Annotated in this window: 20 protein-coding genes; 12 read left to right on the top strand and 8 right to left on the bottom strand. The window is 73.1% G+C overall.

Annotation, left to right across the window (positions count from 1 at the left end; all coding sequences use genetic code 11):
* The first annotated feature begins 36 nt into the window (after window positions 1–36).
* From AC3RJ7_RS08515 to AC3RJ7_RS08505, 3 genes are all read left to right on the top strand, one after another.
* Window positions 37–315, top strand: coding sequence for a hypothetical protein (locus AC3RJ7_RS08515; RefSeq protein ID WP_491455401.1), 279 nt, complete (start codon window positions 37–39; stop codon window positions 313–315).
* A complete protein-coding gene (locus AC3RJ7_RS08510) occupies window positions 312–2,054 on the top strand; it encodes an alpha/beta hydrolase (protein WP_491455400.1) in 1,743 nt (580 codons plus the stop codon). Before AC3RJ7_RS08515 ends, AC3RJ7_RS08510 begins: the two co-directional genes overlap by 4 nt.
* Window positions 2,055–2,137: 83 nt before the next feature.
* Window positions 2,138–2,539: a hypothetical protein gene (locus AC3RJ7_RS08505; RefSeq protein WP_491455399.1), complete on the top strand. Its 402-nt coding sequence runs from the start codon at window positions 2,138–2,140 to the stop codon at window positions 2,537–2,539.
* A 12-nt stretch (window positions 2,540–2,551) separates the two neighbouring features.
* On the opposite strand, the gene AC3RJ7_RS08500 is transcribed toward AC3RJ7_RS08505, so the two are convergent.
* The 5 genes from AC3RJ7_RS08500 to AC3RJ7_RS08480 form a co-directional block, all read right to left on the bottom strand.
* Window positions 2,552–3,046, bottom strand: coding sequence for an FBP domain-containing protein (locus tag AC3RJ7_RS08500; RefSeq protein ID WP_491455398.1), 495 nt, complete (start codon window positions 3,044–3,046; stop codon window positions 2,552–2,554).
* Between the two features lie 355 nt (window positions 3,047–3,401).
* Window positions 3,402–4,400, bottom strand: a complete 999-nt coding sequence (locus AC3RJ7_RS08495; protein ID WP_491455397.1) for an AllF/FdrA family protein — start codon at window positions 4,398–4,400, stop codon at window positions 3,402–3,404.
* A gap of 55 nt (window positions 4,401–4,455) precedes the next feature.
* Window positions 4,456–5,874 (bottom strand): L-serine ammonia-lyase, encoded by a 1,419-nt coding sequence (locus AC3RJ7_RS08490; protein ID WP_491455396.1) that lies wholly within the window; start codon window positions 5,872–5,874, stop codon window positions 4,456–4,458.
* 29 nt (window positions 5,875–5,903) lie between these two features.
* Entirely contained in the window at window positions 5,904–7,283 is a 1,380-nt protein-coding gene (locus tag AC3RJ7_RS08485) for a DUF3100 domain-containing protein (RefSeq protein ID WP_491455395.1), read from the bottom strand.
* A gap of 47 nt (window positions 7,284–7,330) precedes the next feature.
* On the bottom strand, window positions 7,331–8,581 hold the full coding sequence (locus AC3RJ7_RS08480) for an amidohydrolase (protein WP_491455394.1): 1,251 nt from the start codon (window positions 8,579–8,581) through the stop codon (window positions 7,331–7,333).
* A 133-nt stretch (window positions 8,582–8,714) separates the two neighbouring features.
* On the opposite strand from AC3RJ7_RS08480, the gene AC3RJ7_RS08475 reads away from it, so the two are divergent.
* The 3 genes from AC3RJ7_RS08475 (at window position 8,715) to AC3RJ7_RS08465 (ending at window position 12,415) form a co-directional block, all read left to right on the top strand.
* The gene (locus tag AC3RJ7_RS08475) at window positions 8,715–9,716 is read left to right on the top strand and encodes an Lrp/AsnC family transcriptional regulator (protein ID WP_491455393.1); all 1,002 of its coding nucleotides are present in this window, start codon (window positions 8,715–8,717) and stop codon (window positions 9,714–9,716) included.
* Window positions 9,717–9,769: 53 nt separating this feature from the next.
* A complete protein-coding gene (locus tag AC3RJ7_RS08470) occupies window positions 9,770–10,345 on the top strand; it encodes a GNAT family N-acetyltransferase (protein ID WP_491455392.1) in 576 nt (191 codons plus the stop codon).
* Window positions 10,346–10,429: 84 nt separating this feature from the next.
* Window positions 10,430–12,415 (top strand): cell wall-binding repeat-containing protein, encoded by a 1,986-nt coding sequence (locus AC3RJ7_RS08465; protein WP_491455391.1) that lies wholly within the window; start codon window positions 10,430–10,432, stop codon window positions 12,413–12,415.
* 27 nt (window positions 12,416–12,442) lie between these two features.
* On the opposite strand, the gene AC3RJ7_RS08460 is transcribed toward AC3RJ7_RS08465, so the two are convergent.
* Window positions 12,443–14,107 carry an aminotransferase class I/II-fold pyridoxal phosphate-dependent enzyme gene (locus AC3RJ7_RS08460; protein ID WP_491455390.1) on the bottom strand — a complete coding sequence of 555 codons (1,665 nt, stop codon included), beginning with the start codon at window positions 14,105–14,107 and terminating at the stop codon, window positions 12,443–12,445.
* 93 nt (window positions 14,108–14,200) lie between these two features.
* On the opposite strand from AC3RJ7_RS08460, the gene AC3RJ7_RS08455 reads away from it, so the two are divergent.
* Both AC3RJ7_RS08455 and AC3RJ7_RS08450 read left to right on the top strand, forming a co-directional pair.
* Window positions 14,201–15,079: a LysR family transcriptional regulator gene (locus AC3RJ7_RS08455; protein WP_491455389.1), complete on the top strand. Its 879-nt coding sequence runs from the start codon at window positions 14,201–14,203 to the stop codon at window positions 15,077–15,079.
* 146 nt (window positions 15,080–15,225) lie between these two features.
* Entirely contained in the window at window positions 15,226–18,435 is a 3,210-nt protein-coding gene (locus AC3RJ7_RS08450; RefSeq protein ID WP_491455388.1) for a glycosyl hydrolase family 95 catalytic domain-containing protein, read from the top strand.
* A gap of 66 nt (window positions 18,436–18,501) precedes the next feature.
* Here the strand turns inward: AC3RJ7_RS08450 and AC3RJ7_RS08445 are convergent, their stop codons facing one another.
* Window positions 18,502–19,008, bottom strand: a complete 507-nt coding sequence (locus tag AC3RJ7_RS08445) for a GNAT family N-acetyltransferase (RefSeq protein ID WP_491455387.1) — start codon at window positions 19,006–19,008, stop codon at window positions 18,502–18,504.
* A gap of 67 nt (window positions 19,009–19,075) precedes the next feature.
* Here AC3RJ7_RS08445 and AC3RJ7_RS08440 point away from each other — a divergent pair, with 67 nt between their 5' ends.
* Both AC3RJ7_RS08440 and AC3RJ7_RS08435 read left to right on the top strand, forming a co-directional pair.
* Window positions 19,076–20,449: an FAD-binding oxidoreductase gene (locus AC3RJ7_RS08440; protein ID WP_491455386.1), complete on the top strand. Its 1,374-nt coding sequence runs from the start codon at window positions 19,076–19,078 to the stop codon at window positions 20,447–20,449.
* Window positions 20,450–20,503: 54 nt separating this feature from the next.
* Complete coding sequence (locus AC3RJ7_RS08435; protein ID WP_491455385.1) at window positions 20,504–21,481, top strand: hypothetical protein; 978 nt, start codon at window positions 20,504–20,506, stop codon at window positions 21,479–21,481.
* 47 nt (window positions 21,482–21,528) lie between these two features.
* Here AC3RJ7_RS08435 and AC3RJ7_RS08430 read toward each other — a convergent pair whose 3' ends face one another.
* Window positions 21,529–22,518 (bottom strand): ArsR/SmtB family transcription factor, encoded by a 990-nt coding sequence (locus AC3RJ7_RS08430; RefSeq protein WP_491455384.1) that lies wholly within the window; start codon window positions 22,516–22,518, stop codon window positions 21,529–21,531.
* A 131-nt stretch (window positions 22,519–22,649) separates the two neighbouring features.
* On the opposite strand from AC3RJ7_RS08430, the gene AC3RJ7_RS08425 reads away from it, so the two are divergent.
* A complete protein-coding gene (locus tag AC3RJ7_RS08425; RefSeq protein WP_491455383.1) occupies window positions 22,650–23,045 on the top strand; it encodes a cupin domain-containing protein in 396 nt (131 codons plus the stop codon).
* A 19-nt stretch (window positions 23,046–23,064) separates the two neighbouring features.
* The gene (locus AC3RJ7_RS08420; protein ID WP_491455382.1) at window positions 23,065–23,355 is read left to right on the top strand and encodes a DUF4287 domain-containing protein; all 291 of its coding nucleotides are present in this window, start codon (window positions 23,065–23,067) and stop codon (window positions 23,353–23,355) included.
* Window positions 23,356–23,357: the final 2 nt, after the last annotated feature.

Genomic DNA, 23,357 nt, shown 5'->3' with positions numbered 1-23,357 from the left:
CTCGGACGCAGGGCCGAGCGGAACGGGGGGGGACGCATGACAGACCTGTCGATCGATCACGCGCAGCTCGAGCGCATTACGCAGAAGCTCGAATCCGCGGCGGAACGGCTCGTGCTCGAGGCCCGGGTGGGACATCCCGAGGGGACGGGCCTCCGTTCGGACATCGCCGCCGACGCACTGGACGAGGCCGCCCGACGCCACCGGATCCAGGCCGAGCAGCTGCACCTGCGCCTGACCGAGCTCGCCGAGCAACCGGCGACGGTCGCCGAGCGCTTCGCCCAGGAGGACCGCGTGCTCGGCGAGGTCGAGTCGTGAACTGGACCGAGGACCACCCGTCGGCGGGCGCGACCGACCAGATCCGCTCGCTCGCCCGTCTTCGACGCGACGCGGCCGACGACGTCGACTCCGCGATCTCGCTCGTCGACGACGCGACCGGCATCGCCGAGGACGACGACTGGAAGGGCGAGGCGAAGGCCGCGTTCCTGACCGCGCTCGCCGACCCCGGGCCGGACCTGAAGGCGCTCGCCGACGGCTTCCGTCGTCACGCCCGGCTGCTCGACGGGTACGCCGACGACCTCGACGACCTCGCCGAGGCCGAACGCGCGCTCCGCGACCGGCGCAGCTCGCTGCAGGAGGACGAGCTGTCGGCGAATCGAGCCCTGCGGAGCATCGCGCTGCCGGGCTACGCCACCGGCGGCGAGGCGCAGGACGAGCGCGACGCCCGCCGCCGTGCGCGCTTCCAGGAGAGCCTGGAGACGGCGCAGGCCGGCCTCGACGCCGTCGAACAGGAATGGGACGAGCTCGTCCGCGACCGTCGCCGCCTCGACCGCGAACTCGCCTCGCACCTCACCGATCAGCTGTCGCTCGGGCACACGTGGTCGATCGACGCGGGCACGATCGCCACCAGCTCGCCGGAGGCACTGCTGGCACAGCTCTCGGAGCTGTCGGAGGGCGAAGTCGCGCTGCTGCTCGAGGCCTACCCCGAGCTCGAGGCCGTGCTGCTGGGCGCCGACCCGGCCGCGGTCGCCGAACTCTGGTCGACGCTCGCCCCCGAGGCGAAGCGGAACCTCGTGAACGGCGTCCCCGAGATCGTCGGCAACCTCGGCGGGGTGCCGTACGCGGCCCGCGACCTCGCCAACCGGCTCGTGCTCGACCGCACGATCACCCGACTCGAGGCCACGGGCCGCGGCTCCGTGCAGCTCGACTCGCTGCGCGCGATCCACGAGGCGCTCGCGACGGGCTCGAAGAACTACCCCATGCAGCTCGTCTCGCTCGACGCCGATGCGGAGCCGAAACCGCTCGCGGCCATCTCGGTCGGCGATCTCGACACGGCGTCGAACGCCACCTTCCAGGTGTCGGGCATGTACTCGTCGACGAGCGACATGGTGAACGCCGTCGCCGACGCGAAGACGATGAAGCGCACCGAGGACGAGTGGGCGAGGTACCTCGGCATCGGCGGTTCGACGGCGGTCGTGGCCTGGATCGGCTACTCGTCGCCCGACGCCGTCACCGTGCTGGGCGAGGGTCATGCGCGCACCGGCGCGAAGCTGCTCGAACAGGAGCTCCGAGCGTACGACGCGACCGTCGGCAGCGGTACGACGCTCAACGTGAACGCGCACTCGTACGGCACCACGACCGCCGCGATCGCCCTGGGCGCGCCCGACGTCTCCGTCGACTCGTTCGCGATGTACGGCTCGGCGGGCCTCACCGGCGACGTCTCGATCGGCGAGCTCAACGTGCCCGAGGGGCAGATCTGGGCCGGCGAGACGAACGACGACCCCTGGGCGCCGACCGGTCGCTTCCTGAGCGGCCGGAACGACCCGATGGCGTGGGATTTCGGCACGGAGGAGTTCGGCACCGACGGGGGCCACACCGACCCCCTCTCGGGCGATCCGCTCGCCGAGGCGCACGGCCACGGCGAGTACCTCATCCCCTCGAGCGAGTCGGTGCGCAACCTCGCCCTCATCAACCTCGGTCGCGGCGACCTCGTCACGAGCGATCTCACGACGCTCGCGCCGGCCGCCCCCGGCGACGACTCCGACGGGGTCGTGTGATGCGCGCCCGCGCCGGAGCCCTCGTCGCAGCGGCCGCGCTCGCTCTCGCCCTCGCCGCCTGTGCAACGGAAGGACCATCGGACATGACCGCTGAGAACGCCCGCGACGAGCTCGCGGCCCTGTTCGACGAGACCGAGACCCTGATCGGCGGCGACTGGGAGAACCGCGACGACCCCGCACCGTACGAGTGCACGACGGCCGACGGCGCCGCGGGCGTGCAGTACGCGTTCTCCAGGCTCGGGGGCGGTGCGACCGACGAAGCCGCGATCGACGCGCACCTCGACGACGTCGCCGCCCTCTGGGGCGAGCGCGGCTACGAGACCGAGGTGGTGCGCGAGGGCGAACTCGGGCCGCGACTCGTCGGCGGCAACGATCGGCGATCGCGCATCACGTTCGCGATGTCGACCGAGGGCTCGTTCCTCTCGGGCGGCAGCGACTGCGAGCCCGGCTCCCCCGACGCATCGGGGCAGCCGGCCTCGGAGTGAGGCACCCCCGGGTCAGTCGGCGCCCGCGCCGACGGTGCGGATGAAGCCGAGCACGTTCTGCCGCAGCGCCGCGACGCGCCGGTCGCGCGCCGCCTCGACGTCGAAGCCGATGTAGGCGGTCGGCGGGCGCTTGCGCGCGTTCGCCGAGCACTGGAAGTCGGCGCACACGAGCGTGCCGACCGTGTCGCCCTTGCGGCCCGCCCGGCCGGCTCGGCGCGCGATGAAGAAGAGCACGTCGTTCGGCAGGTGCACGTCTTCGCACCAGGCGCACTGCGGTCGCGATCGCATGCGCCCCTCGGCGCGCTTCAGCATGACGCCGACGAGCTCGCCGTCGACCTCGGCGACGACGTAGGCGACGTTCGGCAGCTTGCGGTCGCGCCAGCCGAGGAAGTCGCGCCGCTCCCAGTCGAGCTCGGCGAACCCGTCGGGAAGGGCGAGGGTGTTGCGCTCGCGGACGGTGGCGTTGACGAAGGACGCGCGGATCTGCGCGTCGGTGATGGGAAGCATGAATCGGAACCTGTTCTGTTCACCGCCCGTCGCGGGCGGCACGCTGACTCGGAGACGACGACGGCCGCGGGCGTTTCCGGGCGCGACCGACGGCGGCCCGGGCGTGGATGCCGTGGGCCGCGGGCGGGGTCATCTCATCGCGGCGCGCACGGCGCCCGGTACCCCCTCGCACCCGCGAGCGTGCGCGGGCAGGTCAGTGCGATTCACGGTCGCCGAGTCTACCCCCGGTGTTCGACCCGGAGGAAGAACCGTCCGACACGCCGCCCCCGCACGGCGACACGCCGCCTGCACGCCGGAAGCTCCTACGGAGCGGCGGGCACCTCGCACGCGGCGTGGATGACTCGGCCGAACCCCGTCAGGCCGCCGCGTCGTCGCGGGCCGCGGTCGAGACGAACTCGCGGGCGAGCAGGCCCGTGTTCGTCGCCGACGACGCCCAGGTGACGCCGGCGGCGTCGAGCTTCGCGAGCTGGTCCGCGAGATCCTGCTCGTCGAGCTCGGTACCGAGCACGTAGCCGAGCAGCTCGACGTGACGGCCGTCGGCCGCGGCGATGCGGCGGGCCTCGGCGAGCGCGTGCGCCATGACGCCGACCGGATCGGGGTGCGCGTCGGCGCCGAGCACGAAGTCGAGCACGATGACGCCGACCTCGGGATCGGCCGCCTCGCGGACGAGGCGTTCGGCGCGGATCGCCGGGTGGGCACCCGGGTGGGCGTCGCCGAGGCGCGAGTAGTCGACGAAGACGTGGCCGCGCTGCAGTTCGCCGCCGGCCGTCGCCGCGAGCCCCGTCGGGACCACCCGGTGCACCGCGCCGTGCCGCTCCTCCGCCAACGCGGCGGCCTCCTCGCACTGCGCCGAGCCGAGGAAGAGACCTCGCACGCTCCGCTGACCGCGACCGAGCTTCGCGCGCACCTCGTCGATGAGCGGCCAGTTGAGCGCATGCAGGTCGAGCGTCGAGGCGTCGATGCCGCCGGCGACGACCGCTGCGAGCGCGGCCGGCTTGGACCGGTCGCGCAGCACGACGCCGGCGCCCTCCGCCTCGGCCGCGAGCGCGGCGCCGGCACCGAGCACGCAGAGCACGGCGGGCTTGGCGGCCCGGGCGAGCCGCTCGATCACGGCCCGGGCCGGCTCGGCCCCGGCGCCGACGAGCAGCACCGCCGTCGAGGCATCCGCCTCGAGCCGGTCGATCGCCTCGAGCAGGCCGCCGCCCACCGCCTCGACGCCCGCCGAGACGCCGCCCGTGAAGTCGTGCACCCGCACGCCCAGTTCGCGGAGCAGGAAGGGGTCGACGGCCGCGATGCCGATCGATCCGGACCTCACCCGGTTGCCGTGCAGGGTGGTCGAATCGGTGGCGGTCATGCTGGTCCTCTCCAGGCGAACAACCTCGTTCGCGATGATGGTATACCAAAATGCCTCAGCACTCGACGACGTTGACCGCGAGCCCGCCCTCGCTCGTCTCCTTGTACCGGCTCGACATGTCGGCGCCCGTCTGCCGCATCGTCTCGATCGCGGTGTCGAGGCTCACGAGGTGCGAGCCGTCTCCGAGCAGCGCGAGGCGGCTCGCGGTGACGGCCGTCGACGCCGCGACGGCGTTGCGCTCGATGCACGGGATCTGCACGAGCCCGCCCACCGGGTCGCACGTCAGCCCCAGGTGATGCTCGATCGCGATCTCGGCCGCGTTCTCGATCTGGGCGGGCGTGCCGCCCCGCACCGCCGTGAGCCCCGCCGCGGCCATCGCGCACGCGGAGCCGACCTCGGCCTGGCAGCCGCCCTCGGCGCCCGAGATCGTCGCGTTCGCCTTGATGATCGACCCGATGGCGGTCGCCGTGAGCAGGAACCGCCTGATGAACGCGACGTCGTCGAACCGACCGGATGCCGCGTGGTGGAGCACCGCCGGCAGCACCCCCGCCGCACCGTTGGTGGGCGCCGTGACGACGCGTCCGCCGGCCGCGTTCTCCTCGTTGACCGCCATCGCGTAGACGGCGAGGCGCTCCTCGGCCGAGACCTCCGCGACGGTCGAGGCGACACCCGCGCCCGTTCGGACGGCCTCGTCGCGGGCCTCGAGCTCGCGCCACGCGGCCGCCGCGCGACGCGGCACCCCGAGCCGACCGGGTAGCACGCCCTCGGTGCGCAGCCCCCTCGCGATGCAGTCCCGCATCGTCGTCCAGATCGCGTCGAAGCCACGGGCCGCGCCCAGCGCCCCGTGCATCGCGACCTCGTCGCGCCACGCGAGCTCGGCGATCGTGCGGCCCTCGGCGGCGCAGCGCTCGAGCAGCTCGGCCGCGTTGCGGTAGCCCGACGCGGGCGACGCCGTCACCGCGACGTCGGGCACGCCGTGCGCACCGGCCCGCACGACGAAGCCGCCGCCGATCGACAGGTACGTCGCCTCGAGCACGTGCTCGTCGCCCGCCCACGCCGACAGCGTGAGCGCGTTCGGATGCCCGTGCCCGCGCGCGAACGGCTCGAACACGAGGTCGGCCGAGGTGAGCGGGGTGGCGTCGATCCGAAGGGTCTCGCCGGCGGCGAGCCGATCCCACTCGCCGTGCACGAGCGCCGGGTCGACCGTCTCGGGCGCCAGGCCGCGGAGGCCCGCGATGACCGCATCGGGCGTGCCGTGGCCGACGCCCGTCGAGGCGAGCGAACCGTGCAGCCGGCACTCGTAGCGGGTGATGCGGTCGGCGAACCCGAGCACCTCGATCACGCGGCGGAACCTGAGCCCCGCCCGCATCGGCCCGACCGTGTGCGAACTCGACGGGCCGATGCCGATCGAGAAGAGGTCGAGCGCGGAGATGTAGACCCCGCGCTCGACCGCAGTGGCGACATCCGTCGGCATGGCCGGAACCCGATCAGTGCCGAACGCCGTCAGGCCCAGAGCCCGAGCGCGAACTCGGCGACGATCGTCGACAGCAGGAACGACGCGATGATCGCGACCGTGCCGACCGGGATGATCTTCCAGCCGATGCTCTTCAGCATCGGCAGGTCCTTGCCGAGGCTGAGGCCCGCGATCGTGAGCATGACGGTGATGACCGAGAGGAAGTCGACGCTCGCCGACGCCGCGGCGATCCACGCCGCCACCGGCGAGATCGGGGACGTGATGAGCGCGCCGATCGTGATGACGACGATGATGGCGGGCACCTTGCCCCTCGTGAGCTTCGCGACGCCGACGCCGAGCGCGGTCAGCAGCGACAGCAGCGCGTAGGTGGCGATCATCTCCCACTGGAAGCCCTTGACCGCGATCATCGTGACGATGACGCCGGCGAGGCCGATGATCGCGAGCGAGCTCCACAGCCCGACCTTGACCTTCGGGGTCTCGAGCAGCACGGCCGCGGTCGCCCGGGTCGCGGCGAGCTCCTGCTCGCTGAGCCGCTCGGCCGAGGGCAGCTTCGCGTCGCGGTTGCGGGTGAGCAGCTTGTAGAAGCGGTCGGCCAGGGGCAGCGAGATCCACACGCCGATGTAGAGGCCGAGCACGCCCGTGATGAGGTTCGAGGTCGCGGCGACCGCGAGCACCTGGTCCTGCATCTCGGGGTGGGCGGCGACGATGACGCCCGAGGCCGCGGCCATCATCGACCCCGAGCCGACGCCCGATCCCATCGCGAGCGCGATCGGGTCGAAGACGCCCATCGAGACGCACAGCGACGCGACGAGGCTCACGATGACGGCGCCGAAGATCGTGCCGAACACGTACATCGACAGGACGCCGCGGTACTGCGGAGTGTCGGAGCCGTACTTCTCGGAGACCATCGCGAACGACGACTCGCGGTCGATCGAGAACGTCGCACCGATCGTCGCCGGGCCCATGCGCAGGAGCACCGCGAGCGGAAGCGCGAGGGCGATCGTGCCGAACAGGTGCCCGACCTCCTGCAGCAGGAGCGCGGGTCCGGCCTGCAGCAGCAGGGGGATGTTCGGCCCGATCGTGAACGAGAGCCGCGCGCACAGCACGAGCACCGCGACGCCCATGATGACGGTCGCCGCGCGCTGCAGGTCGGCGGGCATCGGCTTGAGCTTCTGACCCGACACGACCGTGCCGGCGATGAGGCCCCAGATCATCGGCAGCAGCGTGACCGCGGCGGCGCCGATGGGGATGACGACCGGGCCGATCGCCTGCGCGCCGGCGGCGAGCCCGATGATGAGCGCGATGAGCACCCACAACTTGGGGCTGCGCAATGACAGGGTCACGGCGGCGGCGACCTTTCGCGCGGCGTCGCCCGATGCGGCGACGCTGGGTTCGTGCTTCGTGGACATGACGGTACTCCTGGGGGAAGGGAGGCGGCGACTCGGCGTCGAGCCGCTCAGGCCTCGAGGGTGATGCGGGTGGCGCCGGCGGGGCGGTCGGCGGTCCGGCTGGCGAAGTCGGCGCGCAGTTCGGCGTCGTAGGCGACGTCGAGCACCGTCCAGGCCATGGCGACGGCGGCGTCGATGACGGCGTCGTCGGCCTCGGGGGTCGCGGCCGCGGCCGCGAAGGCGGGGTTGTGGGGCACGTCGTCGTGCCCGAGGAAGGCGATCATCGGGTGGATCGAGGGCACGACCTGCGAGACGTTGCCCATGTCGGTCGAACCGCCGCCGATCGAGGGCCCGTCGACGACGGTGCGGCCGAGGGCCTCGAGGTTGCGGTCCCACAGGCCGGCGAGCGCCGGGTCGGGGTCGAGCGGGGCGTAGGGATGCTCCGTGGCCCGCCACGACCAGCCGCAGCCGGTCGCGATCGCGGCCCCCTCGAAGCACGCGAGCACGCGTCGCTTCATGTCGCGCCACACGTCGAGGTCGTAGGCGCGGGCCTCGACCTGCACGACGGTGCGGTCGGGGATGATGTTCGTCGCCTCGCCGCCGAGCGAGATGAAGGCGTTGAGGTTCGTGTCCTTCGGCAACTGCTGGCGGAGCAGCGCGATCGCGGTGAGCGCGAGCGTCGACGCGGCGGCCGCGTTGACGCCCTGCTCGGGAGCGCCCGCGGCGTGCGCCGTGAGGCCCGCGAACTCGACCTCGAAGCGGTCGACGGCGGTCGAGCGGAAGGAGGTCGCCGAGCGGTCGACGCCGGTCATGCCGTGCACCATGAGCGAGAGGTCGACGTCCTCCCAGGCGCCGGCGCGAAGCATGGAGACCTTGCCGCCGCCGTGCTCCTCGGCGGGGGTGCCGAGGAGCTTGACGCGCAGGCCCGCCTCCTCCGCGAGGGGGGCCAGCGCGAGGGCGGCGCCGACGCCGGCCGCGGCGATGACGTTGTGACCGCACGCATGGCCGACGCCCGGCAGGGCGTCGTACTCGGCGCAGATCGCGACCGTGAGGTCGCCCGTGCCGATGGTCGCCTCGATCGCGGTCGGGATGGCGTAGGCGCCGACCTCGACCTCGAAGCCGGCGTCCCGCAACTCGGCGGCGACGCGGGCGGCGGCCCGGTGCTCCTGCCAGGAGAGCTCGGGGTCGGCGTGGATGTCGTGACTGAGCCGGATGAGCCGGGCCCTGCGGTCGTCGACCTCGGCGGCCGCACGACGCTTGCCGGCATCGATGACGGCGTTCGTCGCGGAGATCGTGTCGACGGGATCGGTGAGAGTCATGAGACATCCTTCGGTTTCTGGATGAGGGAATCGTGAGCCATGCGTGCACTCGCCACGTCCTGATGCATCGAATCCGCGTAGAATCGATGTCGGTTGCATGATTCGATGTCATTCGCGCACTGGGAGGTCCGGTATGGGTCGTCAGCCCGGATCGCTCGAGCTCGACCAGACCGACCTGCGGCTGCTGCACGCCCTGCAGATCGAGCCGCGCGCGACCTGGAGCGAGCTCGCACCGGTGGTCGGCGTCGACGCGGCCACGCTCGCCCGCCGCTGGGTGCGGCTGCGCGACGACGGCATCGTCTGGGTCACCGGGTACAGCCGTCGCGGGCAGGCCGCCTTCCTCGAGATCGAGTGCGACCTCACCCGCGTCGAGCAGGCGATCTCGGCACTGCAGCGCGACCCGTACGTGCTCGTGCTCGACTTCTGCTCGGGCTCGCGCGACCTGCTGGCCCTCGTCTTCGCGCCCGACATGGCCGCGCTGTCCGAGTGGGCGGTGAAGCGCATCGGCGCCATGGAGGGCGTGCGCACCGTGCGCACGCACCTCGTCAACGAGATCCTGATCGAGGGCGGCGACTGGCGCCTGCGCGCGCTCGCGCCCGACGAGGCGGCACGGGTGCGACCGCCGCGCCCGCCCCGCGCCCGGGCGGCGCGGCACGTGCCCGACGACCTGCGCGAGGCGATCGAGCAGGAGGTGTGGGCCGACGGCCGGGTGAGCGTCGCAGCGATCGCCGAGCGCCACGGCTTCACGCCGCAGCGCGTCGCCGACGGCATCGCGACCCTCCGCGAGCACCGGCAGCTGCGGTTCCGCACCGACATCGCCCGTGCGATCTCGGGCTGGCCCGTGTACACGTGGTACTTCGTCGAGGCGCCCGCCCGCACGATCGAGGCGGCGCGGGCCGCGATCACGGCGGTGCCCGAGGTGCGCCTCGCCTTCACGGCGTCGAGCCGCTACAACCTCATCCTCGCCGTGTGGCTGCGGCAGATCGCCGACGTCAACCGCTTCGAGATGGCGCTCGAGCAGGCGTTGCAGGGCTCGCGCATCGCCGACCGCGCGGTCGTGCTGCGCATGGCGAAGCTCATGGGCCACACCGTCGGGCCCGACACCCGCGCGACCGGGTTCGCCGGGCCGCGCTGATCCGGCCGGCACGGCGCCTCGCGGATGTCGGCGGCCTCTGGCACGGTGGAGTCATGGCGATAGAGGTGCGACCGGCGACGATCTTCGACGACGTGGCCGCGGTGATCGGCCCGAAGAAGCCGACGTCGAACGTGTGCTTCTGCCTGAGCTACCGGTTGCTCTCGTCGAAGGAGAACGTCGCGCTCCGCGAGCCCGACCGCTCGGCCCGTGTGCGCGAGCTGTGCGCGCAGGACCCGGCGCCGGGCGTGCTCGCCTACGACGGCGACGAGCCGGTCGGCTGGGCGGCCGTGCACCCGCGGGCCGACACGAGTTTCGCGAAGAACCGGCGCATCCCGCACGTCGACGAGCTCGACGTGTGGTCGGTCTGGTGCTTCCGAGTGCGGCCGGGACACCGCAAGCAGGGCCTCGTGCACCACCTGCTCGCGGGCGCGGTCGAGTTCGCCCGCGCCAACGGCGCACCGGCGATCGAGGGGTACCCGGTCGACAACCGCGGCGAGAAGGTCGACCTGACGATGGCCTACGTCGGTACCCGCGCCGTCTTCGAGGAGGCGGGGTTCACGAAGGCGTCCGACACGACCTCGGTGCTCTCGGGCCATCCCCGCGTGATCATGCGGCTCGATCTCGCGTGACCGCGCACCCCGGCGCAGCCGCCTCGGTTCGATAGCATCGATCGGGTGCGCCCGACGGCGTCCGCACGACCGATCGGAGTCCTGATGTCCCTACGCGCCCGCATCGCCGGCGTGGTGAGCGCAGTCGTGATCGCCGCCCTCCTCGTCCCGGCGCCCACCACCCCGGCCGCCGCCGCAGGCCCGGTCGGCGCCGCCGCGGCGACCACCTCCTCGATCGCCCCCTTCCCCGACGGGGTCACCCGCCTGAGCGGCGCCGACCGCTACGCCACCGCGGTCGCGGTGTCGAAGCGCTACTCGCCCGGCGTGCGGGCCGTGTTCGTCGCGACAGGCTCCGACTTCCCCGACGCACTCTCCGCCGCGAGCGCCGCCGCGGCGCTCGGCGGCCCGCTGCTGCTGACGCCGTCGCGCACGCTCCCGACCTCGGTGCGATCCGAGCTCGTCCGCCTGAAGCCCGGCCGCATCCACATCGTCGGCGGCACCGGAGTGGTGTCGACGACGGTCGAGTCCGCGCTCCGCGGCATCGCGCCGACCTCGCGCCTCGCCGGGCGCGACCGTTACGCGACGGCACGCGCCGTCGTGCGCTCGAGCTTCTCGAGCTCGACGCACGCCATCATCGCGACGGGCCGGTCCTTCCCCGACGCGCTCGCGGCCAGCGGCGCCGCCGGCTCGCGACGGGCGCCGGTCGTCCTCATCGACGGCGCCCGCTCGACCGTCGACACGGCGACGCTCGACCTCCTCGGACGGCTGGGCGTGCGCTCGATCACGATCGCCGGCGGATCCGGCGTGGTCACGTCCGGCGTCGCGTCGCAGCTCGCGCGTGCCGGCTACCAGGTGAAGCGCTATGGCGGCGCGACCCGCTACGACACGGCCGCCGCGATCAACCGCGCCTACTTCGGCCCGGGGTCATCCGGCACCGGCTTCCTCGCGACGGGCGGCGACTTCCCCGACGCGCTGGCCGGGGCAGCACTCGCGGGCCGGCTCTCCGCACCGCTCGACCTCTCCCGGCGCACGTGCGTTCCGCCGGTGGTCGGCGACGCGATCGCCGCAGTCGGGGCCTCGGCCCGGGTCGTGCTCGGCGGCGCGTCGATCGTGTCCTGGTCGGCGTCGAACGCGGCGCGGTGCGTCGACCCCGTGACGAGCGAACCGCTCACCGGCTGGGCGAGGAGCTCGTTCGACTTCGCCGACGACGTCGCCGCACCGTACAGCGACCGACCGCCGGTGAACGTGAACGACGCGTCGATCGAACTCGACTCGACGGGCCTCGTCGTCTACCGGCGGCGCGACACCGGGACGCGTTCCGATCACCCGGTCGTGTACGCGCAGTACGGCATCTCCGCGCTGATCGAGTACGAGCGCACGGGCGCGAAGCTCTGGCTCGATCGGGCGACCCGGCAGGCGCAGCGGCTGATCGACATCCACGTCGAACGCAGCGGTGCGTGGTGGTTCCCGTATCGGCATCCCTGGACGTACGAGCAGCGCACCCTCACGCCGCCCTGGTACTCCGGGATGGCGCAGGGCGAGGCCCTCTCGCTCTTCGTGCGGCTCGCCGAGACGACCGGCGCCGCGAAATGGGCGCAGGCGGCCGACGCGACCTTCCCGAGCTTCACGCAGCCCTACGCGGCGCGTGCGCCGTGGGCGAGCCTCGTGATCGACGACCACCTCTACTTCGAGGAGTTCGCGGGCGGCGGCCAGCCTCCCCTGCTCGTGCTCAACGGGCACGCCTTCGCCGCGTTCGGGCTCTACGACTACTGGCGGTTCACGGGCGACCCCGCGGTGCTGCCGTACCTCGACGGCGCGGCGACGACCGTGCTCGACCGCATGATGCCGCTCGTGCGGGTGCCGGGCGGCGTCTCGTACTACTGCGTGCAGGCCGACTACTGCCAGCGCTCGCGGTGGCAGAACGAGAAGTACCACCAGATCCACTCGTGGCAGCTCGACACCCTCGCGCGCCTCACGCGCGACGACCGGTTCGCCGAGCAGGCCGCGCTGCTGCGCTCGGACTGGTCGCCGATCGGCGCCACGGGGTCGCTCGACGCCGTCGAGGCCGACCCGCTGTCGCCCGAGTTCTGAGTCCCCGCCCCGGCCCGACGCGGGCGGTCAGCCCGCCGGCACCGCCTGCGCCCGGATCGGGGCGGCGGCCCGGGCCGGGCCGAACGCCGCCTCGGCAGCGAGGACGGCTGCGGGCGCTGACAGGGAGGCCGCCGCCTCCGCGGCCCGCCCGACCGCTTTCTCCGACCGTTCGCCTGCCCCGGTTCCGCGGAATGCCGCGTCGGGACGCCGCTCGCCTCGAACGACGCGCAGCGTCGCGAGCGAGGGGTCGACCGCACCGCGCACGTATCCGCCGGGCGTCGCCGCGATGCGCTGCAGGAACGCGACGACCTCGGCCGTGATCACCTCGCCGGGCAATACGTTCGGGATGCCGGGCGGGTAGGCCGCGAGCGCGTCGGTCGACACGCGGCCGATCGCGTCGGCGACGGGCATCGCCTCGCCCTGCGCGAGGAACGCCTCGCGGGGCAGCATCGCGAGCCGGCCCGGCGTCGGCAGCGCGACGGCCGCCGCGGCCGCGGCGCCCGCCCCGTCGGACGAGCCGGATGCCTCGCCGCCCACCGTCTCGGGCGCGATCGCGTGCAGCGCCTCGACGATGCGGTCGACGTCGGGCACGACGCCGGCGCCGAGCACGGCGACCACGCACGAGTCGGTCGAGATCTCGAACGAGACGCCCTCGCGCTCGAGCCGGTCGCGCACGGTGTGGCCGTGCAGGCCGCCGCGCGCCACGTCGATCGACACGCGCAGCGGATCGTCGTCGACGATGTCGTCGAACTCGCCGAAGCCGTCGCTCACGATGCCGAAGCGCCCGCGGGCGCGGATCTCCGAGCGCAGCCGGTCGGCCGCCGCGATCGAGGCGGCGATGCGGTCGTGCCCGGTCTCGAGGGTGTCGCGCGCGAGGTCGAGCGAGGCCAGCAGCAGCGAGCTCGCGCTCGTCGACTGGGTGAGCATGAACGCCCGTTCGACGAGCGGTTCGAGCTCGTCGGCGAACGGGCCGTCGGCGAGGTGCAGCATGGCCGACTGGGTGAGGCTGCCGCCGAGCTTGTGCGTGCTCGAGATCACGAGGTCGGCCCCGAGGCGGAGCGGGTTCTCGGGCAGGTCGGGGTGGAAGCCGAAGTGCGCGCCCCACGCCGCGTCGACGATGAGCGGCGCCCCGGCCGCGTGGGCGATCTCGGCGAGCGCCGCGATGTCGGCGACGGCGCCGAAGTAGCTCGGCGAGATGAGGTAGACCCCCTTGGGGGTCGCCACGTCGGCGAGCGCGGCGCGCAGGGCGGCGGGCGACACGCCGTGGTTGATGCCGAGGCGCGGGTCGATCGCCGGGGCGACGAAGCGCGGCGAGAGGCCGGCGAGGATCACCCCGTCGATGAACGACGAGTGCGCGCTGCGCTGGCCGACCACGGGTGCGGCGGCGGCGCGGTATGCGCCGAGGGCGAGTGCCGCGACGCGGTTGCCCTGCGAGGCGCCGTTGGTGAGGAACCAGGTGCGGCGTGCGCCCCAGGCGCGAGCGGCGAGCCCGAGCGCTTCGGCGAGCGGGTTGCCCGGACCCTTGTCGATGCCGGCGAGCAGCGGCGGCACGTCGCGTCGCAGCACGTCGGCGCCGAACCAGTCGGTGAGCGCGGGCGCGGCGTCGGGGTCGGCGGCGTGGCCGGGCACGTAGACGCGGGCTCGGTCGTCTTCGGCGTAGCGGGCGACGGCGTCGGCATAGGGCGTGGGCATGCTTCCATCGTTCCGCCTCGCGATTCAATACGGAATAGCGATTGTTCTGGAATGATCGATAAGGAGTATTGATCATCGGAGATCGGAGCGAGCGTGATCGACCTGCGCCAGCTGCGGGCCCTCCGCGCGATCGCCGAGCACGGCTCGGTCGCCGCCGCGGCCCGCGAGCTCGGCTGGAGCCAGCCGACCGTGGCGCACCACCTCGCCGGGCTCGAACGCGCGACGGGCGCCTCCGTCGTCGCGAGCTCGGCCGCGGGCACGGTGCTCACGGCCGCGGGACGCCTGTGGCTGCCGCACGCCGCAGCGATCGTCGACCGCGCCGACCGCGCCCTCGACGAGGTCGGCCGTGCCCTCGACGACACCAGGCGCACGGTGCGGTTCGGCGTCTTCCCCACGGCCGCGGCACGACTGCTTCCCGGCCTCGTGGCCGCGTTCGACGAGGCGGGTCTCGTCGCCCGGGTGACGGAGGCCGAGCTCGACGTGCTCGCCTCGGCGCTCGACCGGCTCGACCTCGACGCCGCGGTCGTCTACACGGCCCCCGGCGAGACGCCGCGCGCCGCGCCGGGCTACGCCAGCACTCCCCTGTTCACCGAACGGATCTCGCTCGTCGTGCCGTCGCGGCATCCGCTCGCGGCGAGCGAGCGCGTGCGCCTCCGCGATCTCGCGGGCGAACGGTGGGTGATCGGCACGCACGACGACGATCCGATCGACGCGGGCTTCCGGGCGGCCTCGGTGCGGGCGGGCTTCGACCCCGCGATCGGGCCGCGCAGCGACGACTACCGCGTCGTCGTCGAGTACGTCGCGGCGGGCCTCGGCGTCGCCCTCGTGCCCGAGCTCGCGCTGCCGCCCGAGCGCGACGACCTGGCCGTGCTCGAGGTCGTCGGGCTCGAACTCTCGCGCGCCGTCTCGCTCGCGACATCCCCGACCCTCGACCCCGAGCTCGTCGCGCTCATGGTGCGGGCGCTCTCGTGAGAGCGCTTGCTCGGCGCATCCGACCTGAATCCCTCTATACATCCGATCTTTAATCGGGCAGGATGGGGCGAGCCTCGCCATCTGCGCCTGAATGCCGAGGTTCGCCCCGTCAAACACCAGATCAATGATGCTCCGGAGGTTCACCGATGCTCCAACGCGAGATTCCGCGCCGACGCGCCCTGCAGCTCGGCGGGCTCGTCGCCCTGGCCCCACTCGTGCCCCAGTTCCTCGCCGCCCGGCCGGCGGCCGCACTCGTCGGCGGCCGAGCCGCCGCCGCGGGCGGAGGCATCCCCGTTCCCGAGCTCTCGCCCAAGGCGCTCTGGTACGGCACCCCCGCCACCGACTGGGAGACGCAGGCGCTGCCGATCGGCAACGGGCGCCTGGGCGCGATGCTCTTCGGCAACCCCGACGAGGAGGTCGTGCAGTTCAACGAGCAGAGCCTCTGGGGCGGCCTCAACGACTACGACAACGCGCTCGCGGGCAAGCCCGACAGCGCCTACGACACGAGTGTGACGGGATTCGGCTCCTACCGCGACTTCGGCACCCTGACGGTCGGGTTCGGTGCGCGCCCGAAGGTCACCGCACCGGGCGGCCCGTACAAGATCTGGGGCGCCGAAGACGTCGACAAGAGCTACGACGGCAACAGCCAGACGAAATGGTGCATCGACGGACCGCCCGCGCACGTGCTCTGGCAGGCCGAACTGCCCACGGCCGCCGTCGTCACGTCGTACAGCTTCACGAGCGCGAACGACGTGCCCGCGCGCGACCCGCAGGAGTGGCGCGTGCTCGGCTCGAACGACGGCAGCTCGTGGGCGACGCTCGACTCGCGAACCGGCGAGCCATTCGAGCAGCGCTTCCAGACGAAGACCTACGAGTTCCAGAACGCGACCGCCTATCGCTTCTACCGCATCGACTTCGTGCCGAAGGCCGGAGTGAGCCACTTCCAGGTCGCCGAGATCGGGCTCGGCGGCGTCGAGCTCGCCTCGGGCGACAGCGTCTACGTCTCCTCGCCGACGGGCCACGACGACTCGCTCCTCGGCAGTGTCGACGGCGAGGCATCCACCGTCTGGCAGGTCGCCGACGCCGGTTCGGGCGCCGCGTGGCAGCTCGAGCTCGGCGCGAAGCGGGCGCTCACGGGCTACGTGCTGACGAGCGGTCCCGACGCCCCCGCGGCCGACCCGCGCAAATGGGTGCTCGCCGCCTCGAACGACGGCCTCACGTGGAAGACCCTCGACACGAGGTCGGGCGTCGCGTTCGGCGGCCGCGGCGAGGCCAAGAGCTTCTCGTTCGCGAACTCGACGGCGTACTCGCGGTACCGTCTGACGTTCACCGCGCCGGGCTCGTTCCGTCTCGCGGGCGTCGCGTTCACGGGCAGCGGCTACACGACGCGCGGCCGGCGCAACGTGGTCGGCTACCGCCGGGCGCTCGACCCGACGGTCGGCGTGCACACCGCGCACTTCGCGACCGTCGCGGGAACCGTCCTCCGTGAGGCGTTCGCGAGCCGCGCGGCCGACGTCGTCGTGCTGCGCTACACGAGCGACACCGCCGGCGCGCTGACGGGCACGATCACGCTCACCTCCGAGCAGGAGAACTCCCCGGCGTCGTCCGACGCGGCCGAGCGCCGCATCGCGTTCGCCGGCACGATGGCGAACGATCTCAGCCACGCAGCGGCGCTGCGCATCGCCGACACCGACGGCGAGGTCACGGCCGACGGCTCAGGGCTGCGCGTGACGGGCGCGTCGACCATCACCCTCCTCCTCGACGCCCGTACCGACTACAAGCTCAGCGCCGCCGACGGCTGGCGGGGCGCAGCGCCCCAGCCGGGCATCGACGCCGCCCTCGAGGCGGCGGCCGCGCGCGGCTTCGACGACCTGCTCGACGAGCACGTCGCCCACGTCTCGGAGCTCATGTCGCGTGCGGCGGTCGAGTGGGGCGAGACGGATGCCTCGGTGCTGGCGCTGCCCACGACGACGCGTCTCGCGCGCTACGGCGCCGGCGAGTCCGACCCGACGCTCGAGCAATCGATGTACGACTTCGGCCGCTACCTGCTGTTGAGCTCGTCACGCCCGGGCGGCCTGCCCGCCAACCTGCAGGGCCTGTGGAACAACAGCAACCAGCCGGCGTGGGCGAGCGATTACCACACGAACATCAACGTGCAGATGAACTACTGGGGCGCCGAGACGACCGACCTGCCCGAGGCGCACGAGGCGCTCATCGCGTTCGTGCAGCAGGTCGCGGTGCCGAGCCGGGTCGCGACCCGCAACGCATTCGGCGAGAGCACCCGCGGCTGGACGGCGCGCACGTCGCAGAGCATCTTCGGCGGCAACTCGTGGGAATGGAACACGGTCGCGAGCGCCTGGTACATGCAGCACGTGTACGAGCACTGGGCGTTCACGCAGGACAAGACGTACCTGCGCGACGTCGCCTACCCGATGATCAAGGAGATCTGCGAGTTCTGGCAGGACCGCCTGAAGGAACTGCCCGACGGCACGCTCGTGGCGCCCGACGGCTGGTCGCCCGAGCACGGGCCCCGCGAGGACGGCGTCATGTACGACCAGCAGATCATCTGGGACCTGTTCCAGAACTACCTCGACTGCGCCGACGCGCTCGGCGACGCGGAGCTCGGCGCCGACGTCGAGTACCGGGCGACGGTCGCCGCCCTGCAGTCGCGGCTCGCACCGAACAAGATCGGCAGCTGGGGCCAGCTGCAGGAGTGGCAGACCGACCGCGACAGCCCCACCGACATCCACCGGCACACGTCGCACCTGTTCGCGGTGTATCCCGGCCGGCAGATCACGCCGTCCTCCCCCGAGTTCGCGGCGGCCGCCCTCGTGTCGCTCAAGGCGCGCTGCGGCGAGAAGGACGGCGTGCCGTTCACGGCGGGCACCGTCTCGGGCGACAGCCGTCGCTCGTGGACGTGGCCGTGGCGCACCGCGCTGTTCGCCCGCCTCGGCGACGCCGAGCGCGCCGGCATCATGGTGCGCGGCCTGCTGACCTACAACACGCTGTCGAACCTGTGGTGCAACCACCCGCCGTTCCAGCTCGACGGCAACTTCGGCATCACGGGCGCCATCGCCGAGATGCTGCTGCAGAGTCACGACGGCACGATCCGGCTGCTGCCGGCACTGCCCGCCGACTGGGCGGCGTCGGGTTCGTTCACCGGCCTGCGCGCCCGCGGCGGCTACCGGGTGAGCTGCGAGTGGAAGGACGGCGAGGTCGTCTCGTACGACGTCGTCGCGGACCGCGCCCCGAACGTGTCGAACGTCGTCGTGGTGGTGGGCGGCGAGCGCCGGAAGGTCACGCCCGCGAACCCGACGGCCGGCAAGCCCATGCGCGACCTCGGGCCGGCCGACTGACCCGCTCGTCACCGAGATCGACGCGGATGCCTCGGGCTTCGGCCCGAGGCATCCGCGTCGTTCAGGTCAGGTGAACAGCTTGAACCCGACGTGGGATGCCGCGAAACCGAGCCGCTCGTAGAAGCGGTGCGCATCGACTCGACGGGCGTCGGAGGTGAGCTGCACGAGCGCCACGCCGCTCGCCCGGGCCTCGTCGACCGCCCAGCGGATCATCGCGCTGCCGACGCCGAGGCCGCGCAGGTCGTCGGCGACGCGAACGGCCTCGATCTGCATGCGGAAGGCGCCGCCGCGCGAGATCCCCGGGATGATCGTGAGCTGCATCGTGCCGACGAGCCGGCCGTCGGCGTCGTCGACGGAGACGAGCGTCTGGGCCGGGTCGGCGTCGATCGCCTCGAAGCCGCGCTCGTAGCGTCCGAGGTGCTCGGGGTCGGCGTACTCGTCGTCGCGGCGGATCGAGTCGGCCGCGATCATCGCGACGAGCGCGGGGAGGTCGTCGCGGGTCGTGCGGCGGAGGGTGTAGCGGTCGCCGCCGACCTCGAGGTCGACGGGAAGCACGGGTGCGGCAGGGGGCATGCAGCCAGTCTGGCAGCGGCACCGCGTCGGCGGGCCACGCTAGCTTTGGCCCGACGAAGGGACACCGATGACCGACCCGCACCGCCCTGCCCCGTTCGAGCTCCTCCGCACCGAACTCGAGGGCACGCTGCTGCTGCCCGGCGACGCCGGCTACGACGCCGCGCGCGCCCCGTGGAACCTCTCGATCGACCAGCGCCCGGCCGCGATCGCCGAGCCCGCCGACGTCGACGACGTGCGCGCCGTCGTGCGCGCCGCCCGCGACGCCGGCCTCGGGGTCACCACGCAGCCCAACGGGCACGGCGCCTCCGACGACCTCGACGGCGTCGTGCTCGTCCGTCCCCGACGGCTCGACGAGCTGCACGTCGACGTCGAGGCCCGGGTGCTTCGCGCGGGTGCCGGCGTCAACTGGGGGCGGGCCCTTGCGGCGCTCGAGGGCACCGGCCTCATCGGCCTCGCCGGCTCGAACCCCGAGGTGAACGTCGTGGCGCTCGCGATCGCCGGCGGACAGTCGATGTTCAGCCGCCGGTACGGGCTCACCGCGCGTTCGATCGTCGCGGTCGAACTGGTCGACGCCGCGGGCGAGTTCCGTCGGGTGACCGATGCCGACGACGGCGAACTGCTCTGGGCGCTCCGCGGCGGCGGCGGGCTCTTCGGCGTGATCACGGCGATCGAGCTCGCGCTGTTCCCCGCTGAAGAGCTCTACGGCGGCGGCCTCCTGTTCCCCGCCGAGGAGGCGGTGCCGGTGCTCACGGCGGCGTTCGCCCTCGCACGCGACGAGCCCGGGCTCGGGCTCGACATCGGCATGATGCACGTTCCCGACCTGCCCGTCATGCCACCGCACCTGCGCGGGCGCATCGTCGCGACCGTCGCCCTGGTCCACCTCGGCGACGAGACGACGGGGCGCGGCTTCGCCGATCGGCTGCTCGCCGTCGCCGAGCCGATCGCGAACGCCCTCACCCCCTTCACGATCGGTCAGCTCGCGGCGGTGGCCGCCGAACCCGTCGACCCCGCGCCCATCGCCGACTTCGGTGCCGCGATCGGCCCGCTCGACGACGCCTTCGCACGAGACTTCGTCGAGGCCTTCCTCCGCGGCGCAAAACACGGCCTGACGCGCTGCAGCATCCGGGCGATGGGCGGCGCGATCGCCGACGAGCTCGGTGCCGAGCGATCGGTCATCGGCGCGGTGCACGCCCCCGGGCTCCTCAGCTCGGGCGTGCTGCTCCTCGACCCGGCGGTCGATGCGGCCGCCGCCCTCGCCCCGCTGCGCGCACTCGCCGCGAGGTACCCGGCCGGGGGCACGGTGCCGAGCTTCCTCGGCACGCAGGCGAGCCTCGCCGACGCATACGCACCCGCGGTGATCGAGCGGCTCGCCGGGGTGAAGCGCCGCCTCGATCCCGGCGGGCTGATCCGGAGCAACCGCCCGCTGCCCGGCATGCGCTGACGGGCCGCCCGCAACCGGTGGCGGCTGTCGCCGGCATCCGCGAGTATGACGCCCATGGACGCCATCGACTGGCTGCTCGACGCCGACCCCGCGATCCGCTGGCAGGTGCTCCTCGACCTGCACGACGATCAGGCGGGCGCCGCCGCCGAACGAGCCCGCGTCGCGACCGAGGGCTGGGGCGCGCGCCTGCTCGCACTGCAAGACGAACGCGGGTACTGGAACGACGACGAATACGGCGAAGACGGCGACCGCCGCAGCGTCATGTGGACGCTGCAGTCGTTGCGACGGCTCGGCGTCGAGCCCGAGTCGCCGCCCGTGCGTCACGCCGTCGAACTGGTGCGCGACGGCGTCACGTGGCACTACTGGGACGACCTGCCGTTCTTCCACGGCGAGGTCGAGGAGTGCATCAACGGCGGCGTGCTCGCCCTCGGCGCGTACTTCGGCGTGCTCGGCGCCGGCAGTGACCGCATCATCGCACGACTGCTCGACGAGCAGCTGCCCGACGGCGGGTGGAACTGCGAGCCGCGCGAGGAGTCGGAGCGCTCGTCGTTCGACTCGACCCTCGGCGTGCTCGAGGGACTGCTCGGGTACGAGCTGGCGATCGCGGGCGGCACCGGCACGGAGGCCGCCGGCGACGGCGCCTCATCGCCGACGGCCGACGTCGCGGCCGTCGCGGCGGCCCGCCGGCGCGGCGAGGAGTACCTGCTCGAGCGCAACCTGTTCCGTCGTCGGTCGACGGGCGAGATCGTGCTCCCCCGATATCGCAACTTCTCGTTCCCGCCGTACTGGTTCTACGACGTGCTGCGGGCGCTCGACTACTTCCGGTCGACGGGCGAGTCGCCCGATGCGCGCATCGCCGACGCGGTCGACCTGCTGCTCGCGAAGCGCGGCGACGACGGTCGCTGGCTCGCCGGGCAGCCATGGCACGGCGAGGTGTACTTCGCGCTCGACGCCCCCGAGGGCGAGCCGAGCCGGTGGAACACCCTGCGTGCCCTGCGCGTGCTGCGCTGGGTCGACGAGGCGGCCGCCTGACGCAGGGCGCGGGGCGAGTCGCGAGCGCCCTTCGGAACGGCATCCGTTCAGAGCACCGCCCCGACGAGCGCCTCGCCGAGCGGCGTCCGCAGGTGCCGCACGCTCGCGCCGTCGCGCGTCGACGAGACGAGCCCGCCCTCGCGCAGCACCGAGAGGTGATGCGAGGCCGTCGAGATCGCGAGCCCGACGTCGGCCGCGACCTGCGAGGTCGTCCGCGCGGTGTGCGCGCCGAGCAGGATCTCGGCCCGGGCCGGCCCGATGAGCGCCCCGAGCGCGGCCGCGGTCGACGCCGGATCGCGCGCCCACGTCTCGGTGACGCCCCGAGCCGGGTAGAACACGGTGGGTTGCGCGGGCGGCTCGGTGAGCACCATGCATCCGAACGACGACATGACCGACGGCACGAGCACGAGCCCCGAGCCGCGGCAGTCGAGCGCCTCGCGGTGCAGCCGCAGCTCGACGCGCACGGCGTCGTCGCTCCAGCTCACCGCGGGGTGCAGCTCGCCGACCATCGCACCGACGCCCGCGGTGGCGATGCGTCGCGACCGCACCGCGATGTCGGCCCGCAGCAACCGTTCGAGCTGCGTCCAGACGGGCGCGAGCACCGCCGCCCACACCTCGCTCCACGCGTCGGCGATCATCGCGCGGGCCCGCTCGGGCTCGTCGATCATGCGTCGGATCGCCTGCTGCCGCGCCCCCTCCGACCTCACGACCATCTTGTGCAGGTCGACGAGCATCGGCTCGACGGGGGCGACGCGCATCCTGGCCGCCTCCTCCTCGGGCTCGAGGTCCCAGCCGGGTTCCGACGTGAGGAAGTCGGGCATGTATCCGTCGACCCCGATCACGACGGCGAGCAGTTCGAACGCCTCGCGCGGCACCCGGCCCCGCACCGCGCGCAGCCATCCCCACTGCAGCGGGTGCGCCTCGGGCCGCTGCAGCACGCGAACGGCGTGGCTGAGCTCGTGCCCCGGCGAGACGCCGAACCGGATGGCCGAGATGTCGCCCGGCGCGAGACGGAACTCCACGAAGTTTCGATCCACGTCGAAACTCTATCGGGTGCGGATGCCTCGGGCGGAGGCTGTTCGCAGACGCAGCGACGAACGGCCCGATCACCAGCGGGGCCCGCGCCGCGGCATCCCAGGACCGACCGAACCGAACCGAGGAGCACCCCGTGAACGCCGCCGAGATCACCCTCACGCCCACCATGACCCCGCCTGCGACGCCCGTCGTCGTGCCGGCCGACGCCCTCCGCATCGGCACCGGCCGCACGCGCCGCTTCGTCGGCCTCGAGCACGGCGCACGCATCTCGTACTTCTTCGTGGACAACGAGCCGGGCCAGGGCGCCGACCTGCACTGGCACCCGTACAGCGAGACGTGGATCGTGCTCGAGGGCACCGCCCGCATCACGGTCGGCGACACCGAACTCATCGCCCGCGCCGGCGACACCGCGACCGCACCCGCGGGCGTCTGGCACGGTTTCAAGAACGTCGGCGAGGGGCGCCTGCAGCTCATCGGCATCCACGCCGCCGAGACCATCGTGCAGACCTGGGCCGACCAGGACGCGTGAGCAGAAGGAGCACCCGACCATGTCGTTCCAGGCGTACCTCGACAACATCGAGACGAAGACCGGCCTGACCCCGCGCCAGTTCGTCGAGCTCGCGCACGAGCGCGGCTTCGACGAGACCACGAAGGCGGCCCCGATCATCGCGTGGCTCGCCGACGACTACGGCCTCGGCCGCGGCCACGCCATGGCGCTCGTCCACGTCATCACGAAGGGCCCGCAGATCAGCACGAAGCACGTCGGCACCGACGGCGTGCACCGCGACGCCACCGACACGCTGTGGCTCGACGGCAAGGCGACGAACCCCAACCCCTGACC

The sequence above is a fragment of the Agromyces solani genome (assembly GCF_058349925.1).
Note: the sequence above shows the minus strand (reverse complement) of the source record. Positions and strands in the feature narration are given on the sequence as shown.

Bases quoted from the DNA above. Each gene is read 5' to 3' on its own strand.
- AC3RJ7_RS08515 (WP_491455401.1), top strand. From the start codon at position 37: ATGACAGACCTGTCGATCGATCACGCGCAGCTCGAGCGCATTACGCAG.
- AC3RJ7_RS08505 (WP_491455399.1), top strand. From the start codon at position 2,138: ATGACCGCTGAGAACGCCCGCGACGAGCTCGCGGCCCTGTTCGACGAG.
- AC3RJ7_RS08500 (WP_491455398.1), bottom strand. From the start codon at position 3,046: ATGCTTCCCATCACCGACGCGCAGATCCGCGCGTCCTTCGTCAACGCC.
- AC3RJ7_RS08495 (WP_491455397.1), bottom strand. From the start codon at position 4,400: ATGACCGCCACCGATTCGACCACCCTGCACGGCAACCGGGTGAGGTCC.
- AC3RJ7_RS08490 (WP_491455396.1), bottom strand. From the start codon at position 5,874: ATGCCGACGGATGTCGCCACTGCGGTCGAGCGCGGGGTCTACATCTCC.
- AC3RJ7_RS08485 (WP_491455395.1), bottom strand. From the start codon at position 7,283: ATGTCCACGAAGCACGAACCCAGCGTCGCCGCATCGGGCGACGCCGCG.
- AC3RJ7_RS08480 (WP_491455394.1), bottom strand. From the start codon at position 8,581: ATGACTCTCACCGATCCCGTCGACACGATCTCCGCGACGAACGCCGTC.
- AC3RJ7_RS08475 (WP_491455393.1), top strand. From the start codon at position 8,715: ATGGGTCGTCAGCCCGGATCGCTCGAGCTCGACCAGACCGACCTGCGG.
- AC3RJ7_RS08470 (WP_491455392.1), top strand. From the start codon at position 9,770: ATGGCGATAGAGGTGCGACCGGCGACGATCTTCGACGACGTGGCCGCG.
- AC3RJ7_RS08465 (WP_491455391.1), top strand. From the start codon at position 10,430: ATGTCCCTACGCGCCCGCATCGCCGGCGTGGTGAGCGCAGTCGTGATC.
- AC3RJ7_RS08460 (WP_491455390.1), bottom strand. From the start codon at position 14,107: ATGCCCACGCCCTATGCCGACGCCGTCGCCCGCTACGCCGAAGACGAC.
- AC3RJ7_RS08450 (WP_491455388.1), top strand. From the start codon at position 15,226: ATGCTCCAACGCGAGATTCCGCGCCGACGCGCCCTGCAGCTCGGCGGG.
- AC3RJ7_RS08445 (WP_491455387.1), bottom strand. From the start codon at position 19,008: ATGCCCCCTGCCGCACCCGTGCTTCCCGTCGACCTCGAGGTCGGCGGC.
- AC3RJ7_RS08440 (WP_491455386.1), top strand. From the start codon at position 19,076: ATGACCGACCCGCACCGCCCTGCCCCGTTCGAGCTCCTCCGCACCGAA.
- AC3RJ7_RS08435 (WP_491455385.1), top strand. From the start codon at position 20,504: ATGGACGCCATCGACTGGCTGCTCGACGCCGACCCCGCGATCCGCTGG.
- AC3RJ7_RS08420 (WP_491455382.1), top strand. From the start codon at position 23,065: ATGTCGTTCCAGGCGTACCTCGACAACATCGAGACGAAGACCGGCCTG.